Annotated in this window: 10 protein-coding genes and 1 pseudogene; 2 read left to right on the top strand and 9 right to left on the bottom strand. The window is 42.3% G+C overall.

Features of this window, described 5'->3' with window-relative positions; genetic code table 11:
- Positions 1-272: pseudogene (locus AM228_RS16635) on the bottom strand (Uma2 family endonuclease); the annotation flags it as partial.
- Positions 273-342: 70 nt separating this feature from the next.
- Here AM228_RS16635 and AM228_RS32860 point away from each other — a divergent pair.
- Positions 343-489, top strand: a complete 147-nt coding sequence (locus AM228_RS32860; RefSeq protein WP_156331843.1) for a hypothetical protein — start codon at positions 343-345, stop codon at positions 487-489.
- Positions 490-609: 120 nt separating this feature from the next.
- Complete coding sequence (locus tag AM228_RS16640) at positions 610-3,360, top strand: tetratricopeptide repeat protein (protein WP_054467252.1); 2,751 nt, start codon at positions 610-612, stop codon at positions 3,358-3,360.
- 26 nt (positions 3,361-3,386) lie between these two features.
- Here AM228_RS16640 and AM228_RS35360 read toward each other — a convergent pair whose 3' ends face one another.
- The 8 genes from AM228_RS35360 to AM228_RS16680 all read right to left on the bottom strand — a co-directional run bounded on the left by AM228_RS35360 (position 3,387) and on the right by AM228_RS16680 (position 14,031).
- Positions 3,387-5,618: a glycosyltransferase gene (locus tag AM228_RS35360; RefSeq protein WP_054467253.1), complete on the bottom strand. Its 2,232-nt coding sequence runs from the start codon at positions 5,616-5,618 to the stop codon at positions 3,387-3,389.
- A 59-nt stretch (positions 5,619-5,677) separates the two neighbouring features.
- Complete coding sequence (locus tag AM228_RS16650) at positions 5,678-6,451, bottom strand: sulfotransferase family 2 domain-containing protein (RefSeq protein WP_054467254.1); 774 nt, start codon at positions 6,449-6,451, stop codon at positions 5,678-5,680.
- 126 nt (positions 6,452-6,577) lie between these two features.
- Positions 6,578-8,665: a sulfotransferase gene (locus AM228_RS16655; protein ID WP_054467256.1), complete on the bottom strand. Its 2,088-nt coding sequence runs from the start codon at positions 8,663-8,665 to the stop codon at positions 6,578-6,580.
- Positions 8,666-8,900: 235 nt separating this feature from the next.
- Complete coding sequence (locus tag AM228_RS16660; RefSeq protein ID WP_054467257.1) at positions 8,901-9,233, bottom strand: type II toxin-antitoxin system PemK/MazF family toxin; 333 nt, start codon at positions 9,231-9,233, stop codon at positions 8,901-8,903.
- Positions 9,211-9,414: a hypothetical protein gene (locus tag AM228_RS16665; protein WP_054467259.1), complete on the bottom strand. Its 204-nt coding sequence runs from the start codon at positions 9,412-9,414 to the stop codon at positions 9,211-9,213. Before AM228_RS16665 ends, AM228_RS16660 begins: the two co-directional genes overlap by 23 nt.
- 31 nt (positions 9,415-9,445) lie before the next feature.
- Positions 9,446-10,426 (bottom strand): glycosyltransferase, encoded by a 981-nt coding sequence (locus AM228_RS16670; protein ID WP_054467260.1) that lies wholly within the window; start codon positions 10,424-10,426, stop codon positions 9,446-9,448.
- Positions 10,427-10,451: 25 nt separating this feature from the next.
- Positions 10,452-12,485, bottom strand: coding sequence for a phosphopantetheine-binding protein (locus tag AM228_RS16675; protein ID WP_054467261.1), 2,034 nt, complete (start codon positions 12,483-12,485; stop codon positions 10,452-10,454).
- Between the two features lie 16 nt (positions 12,486-12,501).
- Positions 12,502-14,031 carry a flavin-containing monooxygenase gene (locus tag AM228_RS16680; protein ID WP_369817751.1) on the bottom strand — a complete coding sequence of 510 codons (1,530 nt, stop codon included), beginning with the start codon at positions 14,029-14,031 and terminating at the stop codon, positions 12,502-12,504.
- Positions 14,032-14,056: the final 25 nt, after the last annotated feature.

Raw genomic sequence — 14,056 nt, forward strand, 5'->3', positions numbered from 1 at the left:
AAAGCAGTAGAAGAATCAAAAATTTTCCCCGGTTCGCCGCAATTGCGCCACCATAGATACAACTCTCCAGAAATATTGCTATTACGTTCTCCGGTTTGCCAGCCAGTAGGTGGATTCACGATTAATTCTCCTTGCGCGGTTCGTTCTAGTTGTAAATCTTGATTAGCTATTGCCAGGGCAGCAAATTGTTCTTGGGTGACATAAAGCCCAATGGTTTTTGGTAACTGAAGCGATAGAGTTTCGCTGTTTGGTTTTACGGGTGCTTGTACCATTTTGATCTCCTATATAATAGAGATGGAGAGGATGGATATTGCTGATTAATTAACCAATTATATCAAATTTTTGATTCTGATGAGAGCGATCGCGCAATTAATCGCTCAATTACCAGAATTTATCGGCAGCCGAATCGATCTAGAGGAAATATCCAGAATTTATGGTTATAATCCAGAAAAGCGGGCTGCCCAAAAAACTCAGAAATCGGTTGTTTAGGCTTCTTTGTGTTCTTTGTGTCTTTGTGGTTATGCCAACCTGCAAAAAATTTTTACGCGATCGCGCCAAAAATCAGCCTCTTTAGTGGTAAACTTCTTTTGGCTATTTGTTTAAAGAACTATGGTAAACCTCAGCGAAACTCCTGCAACCAGCCCTGACAGCATAGCTTCCCGTATCGCCCAACTAAATCAACTGGCAGAACTCCATTTAAATGCTGGTCAACTCGACCAAGCACAAGCTTATTGTCAACAAGCTTTGAACCTTGACCCCAACTGCCCCAGCACTTGCAAAACGGCGGGGAATATTTGCCGAGTCCTGGGTCAGGTGGAAGTGGCAAAACGCTGGTATCATCGCGCTATAGAATTAGATCCAAAGATGGCGGAAGCATTAGCCAATTTAGGGACGATTTACGCTGAGGCGAAGCAGTGGCAGCAAGCGGTGAATTATTACCAACAAGCAATTAAAGTTAAACCAGATTTTGCCGGGGTTTATCGCAATTTAGCCAAAGTTTGGACGATCCTCAACCAAGCAGCATCAGCGGCTAACTGCTGGTATCGGGCTTATGAGTTAGAACCCACTGGTGTAACCGCAGCACAATATTTTGAGGTGGGAAATAATTTACTCAAAGCAGGGCAAGGGACTGAGGCGATCGCCTGTTACAAAAATGCAATTAAATTGAATCCCAATTGGGCAGAGGCTTATCAAAATTTAGCGGCGGCTTTGCAGCGATCGGGTGCTTTAGAGGAGGCGACAATTTGTTATCGTCAAGCCATTGCATTAAAGGCGAAAAAGACACAAACTACACCAACTCCAGAGGATACTTTAGCGGCGGCTAGTCAAGGTTTTTTTCAGGTCAATGGGTACGCCGATCCCCAGGATACTTTATCGGGTAGTTTATCGGTGCAAGGTAAAAAAAATACTGCTAATAATGCCGCTAACGACGCATCTTCTATATTTGACGTCAATGACTATCTTGAACTAGCAAAAAGTTATGCCGATCGCCGACAATGGCAAAAAGTAATTTCTCTTTGCCAAAAAGCCTTATCTGTAGCACCAAATAATGCTTATGCCTATAAATTACTAGGTAATGCTTTCCAGGGTTTAGGGAATATTCAGTCCGCGATGCAATCTTATGAGAAAGCTATTGCCCTGAAACCACAATTTGCTGAGGCATTGGCGAATTTGGGCAGTATTTATGGACAGCAAAAGCAGTTTGAGAAGGCTATTTCTTGCTACCAAAAAGCGATTAATCTTAAACCCAAGGTGGCAGGGTTTTATCGCAACTTAGCCAAGATTTTTGCAGAACGTTCCGGCAAGTCCGACCCACAGATGAGTCCGCAAATTGCCGAATGTTGGTATCGCGCTTACGAGTTAGAACCGGCAAAGGCTAAACCGGAAGAACATTTTAATTTAGGCAATATTTTATTAAAACAAGGTCAGCGGGAAAAGGCGATCGCCTGTTATGGTCGAGCGATTCAACTGAACCCGAATTTAGCAGCAGCTTATCATAATTTAGGGGAAGTTTTGAGTGAAACAGGGCAGTCCCAAGAGGCGATTACTTGTTATCGTCGCGCTATTGAATTAAATCCAAAATTAATCGATTGTTGCTATAAATTAGGTCAAGAATTGGCCAAGCAAGGAGAATGGCAAGAAGCCCTGGCTTGCTATCGCACCCTGATTTCAGTTGAGCCGAAATTTGCGCCAGCTTATCAGAAGATTGCTGAAATATTAGTGAAACAAAATGAGTTGGATGCAGCAGCAGCAGTTTATACTAAGGTGCTGGAGTTGCAGCCGGATAACGGAGAAACTTGTCGCCAGTTAGGGGATATTTTTGCTAAACAACTGAAGTGGCAGGATGCGGTTAAGGTTTATGGGCGAGCTATTCAGTTAAATCCGCAAAATTCTGACGCTTATAATTATTTAGGATATGCTCTGATTCAATTACAACGGTGGGAAGAATCGGTGGCGGTTTTGGAGAGAGCGATCGCCCTAAAACCAGATTTTCACTCATGCCATAATTTTGGCGGGGCTTTAGTCCAACTGAAACGCTGGGGGCAAGCATTACCCGCATACCGTCAGGCTTTGCAACTGAATCCTTCCTCTGCCCTAACCCACCAAAGTTTGGGGGATGTGCTGATGAAATTGCAACGGTGGGATGAAGCGGAAAAAGCTTATAGTCAAGCGGTGGAACTTCAGCCAGATTTAGCGGGGATTTGTTCCAGAATAGCCGATGCTTTGCGAGAACGGGCTATGTCCGATTTAGCTAAAGCTTTGGGCTGGTATCATCGGGCAATTCAAGAGCAACCAGGGGATTTACAAAATTATCACAAGGCTTTAGAAATTCAGCCGGATAATGCCCAGCTTTATGTGCAGTTGGCGAATGCTTTAGCCCAGCAGGGAAACTCTAATGGGGCGATCGTCTTTTATCAGATGGCGTTGCAGTTGCAGCCGGATGATGCAGAGGTTTATGTTCAGCTAGGGCAAAGTTTAGAAAAGCTGCAAAATTTAGATGGAGCAATTCAGTGCTATCAAAAATGCATTCAGATAAAACCTGATTTTTTCTGGGGTCAATTTCACCTAGCAGAAGCATTCAAAAAACAGGGAAATATTAATGAAGCGATCGCCAGCTTTCGCAAATCTATAGATCCAGATCCGAATTATCTTGCTTGTTGTTGGTCTTATGGCAACATGGCAGATTTATTAAGCAAACAAGGTTTCATGGACGAAGCAATTGCAGCTTATCGAAAAGCTATTACGTTAAAACCAGACTTCCCTCTCTTCTACAAAAATCTAGGTAATTTGTTGGCTGAAATTGGTCGCATAAACGAGGCAAGCACCTGTTATAGACAAGTGACTCGCCTCGAAGCTTAATAACTGCTAATTGTCAATAAAAATATTCAGCGAGTCGAAAGAGAAGATTGGTATTCGAGCAGCTCTCGCTGGATTTGTTGAGCTGCTTGCATCCAAGCTTGAGCTTTCGGATCAAGCGAACCAGTAGCAGACTGAAGTTTTTCCATGTGATTCGGTCTGGTGACATTCATGCGTCTAATTTCTTGGAGACGATTTTCAATTGTTTGTCCCACAGTTTTTGGGTTTAAAAGAGATTTAATTTCACGGGATGCTCGTTCGCCAATTTCTTTGGCAATTTTTTGGTGATCGAATACATACTTCATTAATTCTGCTGCACGATTAATATCTGGATCCGCCCAAACATTACCTTTTTCATAAGGACCATAATCGCGATCGAGAGTTAATAAATCGTATGGAACTAGAAAACTGTTACCAACATTCATAAATTCGAGATTTCCCGAGTATCCAGTGGCGATCGCGGGTTTACCATAAAACATTGCTTCTGCCAGGGTCAGTCCAAAACCCTCAGAACGGTGTAGCGACACATAGCAGTCACAGTTATAAACCAAAGCATTGAGTTCAGGTCTGGATAAATATCCATCTATCAGTCGGATAGAGGAACAACTTTTCGTTACTTTTTGTAAAACCCGTAATTGTTCTGGAAAATATTGACTGTTAGAAAACTTGATCGTGAGCAAAACTTTGTCATTATCCGAACCAAAGGCTCGTTTAAATGCCTCAATAGTAGTCAATGGGTTTTTGCGATCGAAGACACTTAAAAAGTCAAAAATGAATAGAAAAATAAATCTATCTTTAGGCAAATGCAGTTCTTCTCGACTGATAGAAGGTTGAGGCATTGCCACACTATTGATTACTTTAATTACGGGAATTGGCGAAACTTTGGAAATTGCTTCAGCCGCATAATTGCTACCCGTCCATATTTCATCAAAAAACTGAAAGGCGGGCTTCCATTTTTCTGGAAATATCGGAACTTCCCAATACCAGACACCTATGTTATAGCGATTTTGTAAATATTTGCGACCGAAATCAGATTGGGCAAATCCACTGACTGAATCGGCATTTATATGAAGCAAATTAATGGGATATGGGTTTTCTTGGCTGAACTTTTGGTATTCTAAATCTAAGTTACGTTGAAAATCGGGGGTTAAATTAGTGATAGAAAAAGGGATATCAGCAGCTTCTATGGATCTTATATTTGCTCTAGCCGCTTCTCCGACACCAAACTCTCCATTCACATAACCGAGAATATTGATTCCATAAGGAAACTGGATGGGGTTCTGGATTATTAAATTTTCAGGGGGTCGATCTTGAATTGGGGTTGATTTTACTGACGGTTGAGGATAATAAGCATTGGGAAAATTTCGGAAGCTATCCCAACCATTGGCTTTAAGCCGCTCTCGATAGCCTTCAAACAAAGGTTTTAGTTGGGGTAAATCGGAGAAGGTAAACCTATTTTGATGCTTGGAAATGATATCCGGCTTGTCTGGATCGTATCCACTGAAGTGAAAGAAGTTCAGTGGAACTCCATTAACGATATATGTACGATCAATATATTCCGGACAGCGATTGGATAAATCCCAGTAGGCTGCATTAATTCCGGGATGGCGACTAATATAGACATGATCGAAACGACTCGGCACGTAATCAATCCAATTCTGATCGACGTGCATCCCTTGTTCGGGTTCCATATAGCAATATTTGACTAATTTGCTATGCCACCAGCTTAAGAGCTTCTCGACTTCGGTATGTTTGCGGAGACCGATAAAGCCTAGATTGTAAATGCCAGCTTGCATGATGGCAATTTCGTTGGGATAACATTCGTCATCAATAGGAGCTAATAAATGAGGGGTGAGAATAATGCGATCGCGATCGAGCTTCTTCCAAATTTCATCTTCAACAGATTGGTAAAAATAAATATCCGGGTCAAAGTAGCAAATTTTATTATATTTGTAGCGATCAAAAAGATATTGAAGGAAAAATGGCTTGACCGCAGTACAGAGTTCTATAATTTTATAGCGGTTGACCATTGATTTTAACTCAGGAATATCCAGATCCTTCAGTTCAATGGTCGTAAACTGCTCTTGAAGCGGGTCAAAATATCCATCTATTTTATCTACAAGCAAGACGAAGACTTGACCTTCTGGATGATGCTCTAAAAATGACTCAGTTAAGCACCGAGCTTGAGGTAAATAATTTTTCGCAACAATCGTACAGATTACAGTTTGATCGGGATGGCTTTTGTAGATTTGATTGTTCATGCTTACTTTAACTAAAATTTTATCGTTCTATTCTTTATATTTAAAGTGAATCTCTATCTCTAGGCAATCAGTTGGATAGTCTGGATAGAGTGAAGATGTTGCTGGGATGCTTGTAAATAAACTTGATACTGTTGCAGAGAATTGGATAACCCTTTGCGCTTCGCTCTTAGGTTCAGAGCAGCTTGATAAAGTTCCATATCTGCACTATTGAGAGAAACTATCCTCCCAATTAAGCGCCGATCGCTCAAGATGCTTTTGACCAGATCCTCATAATCAGGATAGGTATTTCGATTAGAAGGTGTCACCTTGACTTCAGGCCAGTTTAATAGGTTCTGTAGCTCCCGTAAATCTTCTCGAAAGAATTCTTGAATCCCTACGAATTGAAAATTTTCCAAATTTATTCCTTGACAATAGTATATTGATATGCGATTTTGAGTCTGTTTGCAATTGATAAATTCTTCAAAGCTAATCTGGTTGTTAACTACATATTTATGAAAATCAGTTGAATTTGGATGGTCAGTAGGAAAAGTCAGCCAAAAATAATACGCTGAAATTAAATAATTTATTGGATTCCTCAGCCAAACTATTATTTTAGCGTTGGGGTATGCCTTTTGATATTTTATGGCGGGGAAGTGTCCATGAATCACTTTAGTTTTGGAGGTAATTTTATCTTGTAAAACCTCTACAGGTAAAGATTCGTAATCATAAAAAATTTGTTCTAGACTATAAATTTGCGGTAAAATAATGTGACCAAAGGTTACGCCAGCAGTTTTAGGCACATGAACGGAGATTATTTCTACACTGTCGGAAGCTGAAGCAGTAGAATTATCCATCTTGAAAACTCCTTAAATGATTGTTTCTTGTCAAATACCGGATTGATCCCCCAGCCCCCTTTTTAAGAGGGGCTTTTTAGCTTGGAAAAGCAAGAAGTCTATTGTTTCTTGTAAAAACAGAATCTTCTATTTAATAGCAATCAGGGATTTAGCTGCGGTTAGGCGACGCACGAGTTGTTGCCATTCGGCTAAGTTGGTCAATTCCTGAATATCGAGATGATAGCCACTCTCTGAAGAAAATCTAGAAAAATTTTCTAGCCAGTTGAGGATGGTTTCCGTTCGGGATAAAGACGTGAATTTTAACGACTGTTGCAAGCAATGAGCCATCTTGTTCATATCGCCATTTCTATATGCTTGCCAACCATCCCACAATAGGAGATTGTACTGCATATGTGGCTCATTCTCGGCAGTTCTGGCGAGAGTATCTTCAAGCCTCGATCGCTCGACTTCAGTTTTATAGCGTTCTAACTCGCTACGAGTCTCTTCCAGTTGAGACAGCGATCGCTCTAAGGCACTTTCTGTTTGTTGGAGGTGAGATTGATATTCTGTCAGCATTGCCTCCGTTTGATAGAGTTGAGTTTGAACGGCTTCGAGTTTTGAGCGAGTTTGGGCAAGTTCAGATTTAGCCTGTTGTTCTTCTTGTTTGATTTGCTGCTGCTGGGACTGCGATCGCTCTAATTCCTCCTGAACTTGGTGTAGCTGAGACTGAGACTGCTGCAACTCCTGGGTTTTCTGCTGCAATTGAGTCACGGATTGTTCTAAAACTGCCTCAGTTTCATGGAGTTGAGCCTGAGACTGTTCTAAAACTTCCTCAGTTTGGTGCAGTTGGGACTGAGTTTGCCCTAATTTTTCCTCAGTTTGGTGCAGTTGGGACTGAGTTTGCCCTAATTTTTCCTCAGTTTGGTGCAGTTGGGACTGGGTTTGCCCCAATTCCGCCTCAGTTTGGTGCAGTTGCCCTTGAGTTTTTTCTAACTCTTCGATTTTTTGATGCAGTTGAGTTTGAGATTGTTCTAACAGAGTTTCTACTTGCTGGAGGTGAGATTGATATTGTGACAGCATTGCCTCCGTTTGATAGAGTTGAGTTTGACGTTCTTCAAGCTGAGACTGAGTTTGCCCCAATTCCGCCTCAGTTTGGTGCAGTTGGGACTGAGTTTGCCCTAATTCCTCTTGAGTTTGATGCAGTTGGGACTGAGTTTGCCCCAATTCCGCCTCAGTTTGGTGCAGTTGAGACTGAGTTTGCCCCAATTTTTCCTCAGTTTGGTGCAGTTGGGACTGAGTTTGCCCCAATTCCTCCTGAGTTTGATGCAGTTGAGACTGAGTTTGCCCCAATTCCTGCTGCAACTTTTGATTTTCTCCCTGAAGATTGCCAACCTTTACCCAATCTTGAAACGCCCAAACTCTATAAGGAGAAGACTTCAGCTTTTCTTGCCAGGAAGTATCGGGTGCATCGGTTAGTTGCCATGCACGGGCTTCGAGTTCTTGATAGAGGGCGATCGCTTCTGGGTAATAATGGTTAATCAGGCTGGCTCGATGCCCTTCTGAGTTTTGTCGATGTAATAAACTTGGCTGATAAATCGTTGGATTAGGAATCGATAAATTAATCCTAAACTTTTGATTTAAGGCATCAATAAATGGCTGAGTATGCTGCAAAAAATTGTTCAGACTGACTAAAAAGCAACGCTGGGGAAAAGAATTGGAAAAATTTAATATTTTCTGATTGTAATGGAGCCAAAACTTAATAGCCAGTTCTGGCTGTTCTTGAAAAATTGCATAGGGTTGCCCTTTTCGGTAGAGAGAACTAACCACTTCCCAAGGATAGCGAAACAGCAGCAAAAAATTCGCCTCTGGTAGCAGATTAGCCCAAAATTCTAAAAATAAGGTTGTGCGGGGGTCTTTCCATCCCCATAATCCGCTGATAGCATTTTGGGCAACTAAATTCTTGGCTTCTTCTCTATAATAGTCGTCAACCTGAATCTGGTCTTGTAGCGTCCAGCCTTCCTCATTTGCCCCTTGAGATTTGAGAACTTTTTGATGTAGGCTCCAAAAGTCCAGATTTTCAAAATGACCTTTAATATTTCCTTCAGCCGCACCCATCAACCGCCGTCCAATATGCAGACCCGCGCTCTGTAGTAAAGAAGCAGTTAAGGAACTGCCAGAGCGGTGCATACTGGTAATAATTAATACTTGTGAATTTTGGATGTTGTGTTTTTCCATATTAGTAGGTTGGGTTGAGGTACAAAACCCAACATTATTATACAGGTTGGGTTTATTGCTACATAGCTTGATTCGTAGGTTGGGTTGAGGTACGAAACCCAACATTATTATTCACTCACTTAATATCAAGAGGCGATCGACCTAAATTGCGAATTTCATCAGGTAAACTGGAGCCAGCAAAAAGTCCATCTTAGCATACAACTTCGGTCATTACGACAACTCATTTACTGATTGATTAAATTAACCCCAGCCAGCCTCGCAATGACTGCTCTAATTGTTTTGCATCTGCATCAGATAACTTGCCGATCGCTTTAATCACCAAGTTCTCATGCACTGTGTATAAACCTCGCTTGACTGCCGTAGCTACATTTAATCCTGCTGCCGACCAATCAACCAGTGCAAATTCCCCATCAAGCAATGAGACTGTTTTACTTGTTAGAGGCACAATTAAGATATCTTGAGACGGGTGTGGCGAACTCACCACCACAGCAGGTCTGACCTTTGAACTGGACAAGTCTGAAAACGGATAGCGAACCAAAATTATCTCATTTTTTGAGTAACTCGCCATAAATATCATCCTCAGTATTGTCCCAAACTTCATTTAATGAAACCTGACTAGCCTGCCACCAAAACTCAGATTCATTATTTGGAATCAATGTCACCAGCACCTGAGTTCCTTCCTCTAGTTCGGCTGACTCAAGCAATTCTATTTTTCCTTGTTTCACCGTCCCAAAAATCGTTTTTAGCATATTGAATTATCAAATTTCCTTCTACGTCGATTTAAAATAGCATAGCCATCAATTCTTGCCAATCCTGAGAATGGCTCAGGGAATCAGCCGCAAATTCATGGCCATATTCCCTAGAATACTTCTGGAAATACTCAATCCAGTTTAGCACAGTTTCCGTCCGAGAAAAAGGAGTATAAGATAAAGATTTTGCAAGATAATTAGCCATTTCCGCCCGATGGCCGGTAAAATACAACCGCCACGCACTCCAGACTAAGTTATTGTAGCGAGCCTGACGCGCTAATTGGCGAATTTCATCGGGTAAATTGGGTCGAGCAAACAACCTCTCCAGCACCGTTTGACATTCCCTAACTTGTAACGGTGTATTGCGCGAAGCATTAGTCTCATGCTGACGATAGCATACCGTTTTTTGATTTACCCAAGCAGCTTTGCATCCCATCACCGCCAACCGCAACACCAAATCTACATCCGGTGCTTGATGATAGCGACAGTTAAATCCGCCAGCGAATTCTAACCAATCACGACGAAACAGCATCGCCCCCAAAAATACCGGCTTCCACAACAACCAATCAGCTAAACTTAAATCCGGTAAAATATGCCATAATGCAATATCAGAAATTGCTCCTCCAGTCTCGTTGACAATTTGCCATCCACTATGGACAATTCCGATAGAAGGGTGTTCTGGAAAAGATGCCACTTGTAGCGCCAATTTATCGGGCAAAAACCAATCATCTTGATCCAAAAATGCGATTAATTCGCCTTTAGCTTCCAGAATGCCGCGATTTCTAGCCGCTGCAACTCCTTGATTTTCTTGATAAAAATAGCGCAGTTTATGGCCATATTGTTGCACAACTTGCCGAGTGTTGTCGGTGGAGCCATCATCGACGATAATTAGCTCCCAATTCTGGTAAGTTTGGGTGAAAACGCTTTCTATGGCTTGCTGAATGTCGCGCGAACCGTTATAAGCTGGGATGATGACGCTGACTTGTGGGGGTTGGGTTGCTGTCACTGGCATTGTCCTAAGATTTCTGTAATAAATTTTACTCTAAAAATGCCTTGATTTGGGAGAGTCGGGTGCGCGATCGCGCTAAATCAGCCTGAATTTGTTTTAGTCGAGACTCTGAGTGGATTAAAACTGGATTCTCCGAGACTTTAACATTAATCCCTGTTGTTTTGGAACCTTTTTGTTGAAACCAAGTTACCCCTTCTTCTACTAAATCTAACTCTAAAATATACTCACCCACCGCATTTGGCGCCTTCACGGACAAGGACAACACCACGTCGGCGTTGGGGTGCAAATCTTGGAGTAAGGCAACTCGACCATCAGACCCACAAATCATATTCCCATCAGTATCCAACCAATGATTTCCCAGAGTAATCCCACTCGCTTGTGAATCAGGCCAAGCAACCGGGCTAATATTCTTCACTGTCACCGCAACATCGATGATTTCGCCTGGTTTAGCGAACAGGAATAAAGGAGCAGTCAGTTGGGCTTGATAAGCCACGTCGGGCAATATAGGATAAGTAATTTGATTTGCCACAACTGGAGAAGGAGTGGGAATAGTTGGCGCTGCTTGAATGTAAGCTTGTAACGTTTCCGCTAGAATCTGAACATTCGGTTCATTAAAAAACTGCCCATGCCGGCAAGGAATTAAATCTACAGAAAACCCTCCGGGATAGAACTTGCGCCAACCCCACTCAGGCCACCAAAATGAGCGATAAGGGTTAAACTGACTATCACGCCCAAACAATAGGGCAAGGCGACCAGGATAAGGCGTTGGTTCCGGGTTTTCTAGCAGTGCTAACAAGGTAATCACTTTTCCTCGTTGCCAAAGCTGTTGAGCAATTTCAAAAGTAACCCTGCCCCCCTGACAGTTGCCGCCAAGCAGGTAGGGGCCTTGTGGTTGCACGGTGAGGATTTCCTGGACGTAGTGAGCGGCTAAAGCGGTGGAATTTTCAGGGATTTTCTTCATAGCTTGGTGACCCGATCGCATCCCATACAAGGGTTGGTCGGTGCCGAGATATTTAGCTAATTGAGTCAGTTCTCGAAACCCTTGAAAGCACCAAAAGAGTGGTTGCTGAGAACCTTCAGTGTTTACACCCACCATCAGAGCATTGTCAGCAATTCTTTTTCCTTGCCACCCAGCGGTATAGGCTAAAAGCTGACGATAAATTTCCGGGTCTAAGGACGAATTTGGAAGCAACGGGGTAGATTTTCCCTCAACTGCTGTATTTTCTGTGGTTTCTTCCCCTAGTTGCAAGAGTGGAGCGAGTTCGGCAATGGTACTGAGTTGGAATAGGGCAGCAACGGGGAGTTTTTGGTTGAAAGCTTTTTCGATTTCCGCCACCAGGCGAACCGAAAGCAGGGAATGACCACCGAGGTCAAAGAAGTTATCGTGGATGCCGACTTTCCGATCTAGCCAAAGCACTTTACCCCAGATTTCTGCCAGTTTTTGTTCAAGCGAATTTCGAGGGGCAACGTGGGTGTTTTCCGAGTTTTGTCCGAGTAGATCGGGGACAGGCAAGGCGCGGCGATCGATTTTCCCATTGGGGGTGAGGGGAAAGGCCTCCAAAACCACGAAAGCCGCAGGCACCATGTAGTTTGGCAACTTTTGCTTGAGGAAATGGCGCAGGGAGTCTAAGGTGGGAACTTCCTCTTGAGTGGGAACAATATAGGCGACTAAACGTTTGTCTCCTGGAATGTCTTCTCGGGCTAAAACTAGGCTTTCTTCGATGTTGGGATGTTGCAGCAGTGCGGCTTCAATTTCTCCCAGTTCGATGCGGAAACCGCGTATTTTGACTTGGTTGTCAATGCGACCGAGAAATTCGATATTGCCATCTGGTAGGTAACGGGCTAAGTCACCTGTTTTGTAGAGGCGAGAACCAGGTTCCTTAGTAAAGGGATTGGGGATGAATTTCTCTTCAGTAGTTTCAGGACGGTTGAGATACTCTCGGGCTAAACCTGCACCCCCGATATGGATTTCTCCGGGAATGCCAATGGGGACGGGTTGCAGATATTTGTCTAGCAGATAGACCTGGGTATTGGCAATGGGACGACCGATTGATATTCGCATTGTTTATTTAGGATTTCTACTTAAATAACCCTTTGAAAGCATAAGTTAAACGACCTCTAAGACCAGCTTTAACAACATGATTAAAAGGACTCACAGGCAATTTCATAATTATCTCTTGAGCCAGAGCTTTCTTTTCACCCGGCCCTCTTAGACGAAATTGTGTAGCCTGAGTCGCACCATATATCATGTGAAGCCAAAGGCGAGGGTGAAAGAAAAAATATTCCCATAAGGGAGGTTTACAACCAATTAAGTCAGCCAGACTATCCATATAAATATGATAATCAACTAAGCTTCGTATCCGTTCGGCATTATGTTCAAATTGTTTTAAGTAATGCTCTTGCTCTATAGATATCACCTGCTGCATCTTCTCAACATCTGGAAGATATCTTTGTCCAGTGCAAATCAAAGCAAAAAACCGCGCCTGCATTTCCATAATAGGAAACTGACTTCCAAAGGCTGGACGCGCCCAACCGAGCCAAACCATTTTATCGCCCAATTTTGGATTAAACATATGTTTATAAAGAGAGCGAGTATCTGTTTCTTTTAGTTCATTCCGGAGGAAAGAAACATAGTTTTTGTATCCAGTACAAAACAGGACTACATCCACATTTTCAATGGTTTTTTCATTAGCCGATATCAATGTCCTTCCGCCATTTTTTACTTCTACTATTTCACCAATAACTTTACAGCCATAACGGACTATTGCTTCTGGCAAAGAAAAATTTTTGGTTCCATATATACCCCAGATTCCGTTTTTGGCTTTAACTTTTTCATTAAGCTTTACGACAGTATTATGAACTGAATCATTTTGGCTTAACTCATGTTTAACTATCAGCTTGCCCAAAGTATTTCCATATTCTCTGGGTAGACCATATAAACCGCGATGTGTGGCAATATCAGCAGCATAAGAACCTCTTTTTCTGGGGAGAATCCACCCCGTTGAATTACGCAGGCTAACCCAGCAATTATTGGCCACACTCGATATTTCTAGCGCTATATCTGAACCTGATTCTCCCCCTCCAACTACTAACACATTTTTGCCGAGAAATTTATTGGCGTTACGATACTCTTTGGAATGAACAACCTCTACCTCAGTTAATAGGTTTTTCCAGTCTGGGTAACTCGGAATATTATTATTTCCAATCGCTAAAGCTACTCGTTTTGACAGTAAATTTTCGCCAGACTTTAGTTGAATTTGCCAACCTTCATTATCTTCTGTGGAACTTACCGATATAACTTCCGATTTGAAACGAATTTTATCTAAAAGTCCAAAATGTTGGGCGTAGTTTTTCCAATAGTCAACTGCTTCTTCCTTAGTCCAGAAGTGATGCTGTTTTCCATCCCCAATCCAGAAATCAGAAAACATACTATATGTACAAGAAGAAGTCAGTTTTAGATTGTCGTATGCATTAGCAAAAACACCTCCTATCTCATTGTTTTGTTCCAAGCATACTATCTCGGATACACCTTGCTCTAGTAATTCTTTCGTCGTCACTAGACCTCCAGGTCCGGCACCAATCACTATGCAATCCAACATTCTATTCATCCTCCCACCTTGTTAATTTTATGAA

It is taken from the genome of Planktothricoides sp. SR001, assembly GCF_001276715.1.
Taxonomy (GTDB): domain Bacteria; phylum Cyanobacteriota; class Cyanobacteriia; order Cyanobacteriales; family Laspinemataceae; genus Planktothricoides; species Planktothricoides raciborskii.

Coding starts and splice junctions, on each gene's coding strand:
- AM228_RS16640 (WP_054467252.1), top strand. CDS start 610: ATGGTAAACCTCAGCGAAACTCCTGCAACCAGCCCTGACAGCATAGCT.
- AM228_RS35360 (WP_054467253.1), bottom strand. CDS start 5,618: ATGAACAATCAAATCTACAAAAGCCATCCCGATCAAACTGTAATCTGT.
- AM228_RS16650 (WP_054467254.1), bottom strand. CDS start 6,451: ATGGATAATTCTACTGCTTCAGCTTCCGACAGTGTAGAAATAATCTCC.
- AM228_RS16655 (WP_054467256.1), bottom strand. CDS start 8,665: ATGGAAAAACACAACATCCAAAATTCACAAGTATTAATTATTACCAGT.
- AM228_RS16660 (WP_054467257.1), bottom strand. CDS start 9,233: ATGGCGAGTTACTCAAAAAATGAGATAATTTTGGTTCGCTATCCGTTT.
- AM228_RS16665 (WP_054467259.1), bottom strand. CDS start 9,414: ATGCTAAAAACGATTTTTGGGACGGTGAAACAAGGAAAAATAGAATTG.
- AM228_RS16670 (WP_054467260.1), bottom strand. CDS start 10,426: ATGCCAGTGACAGCAACCCAACCCCCACAAGTCAGCGTCATCATCCCA.
- AM228_RS16675 (WP_054467261.1), bottom strand. CDS start 12,485: ATGCGAATATCAATCGGTCGTCCCATTGCCAATACCCAGGTCTATCTG.
- AM228_RS16680 (WP_369817751.1), bottom strand. CDS start 14,031: ATGAATAGAATGTTGGATTGCATAGTGATTGGTGCCGGACCTGGAGGT.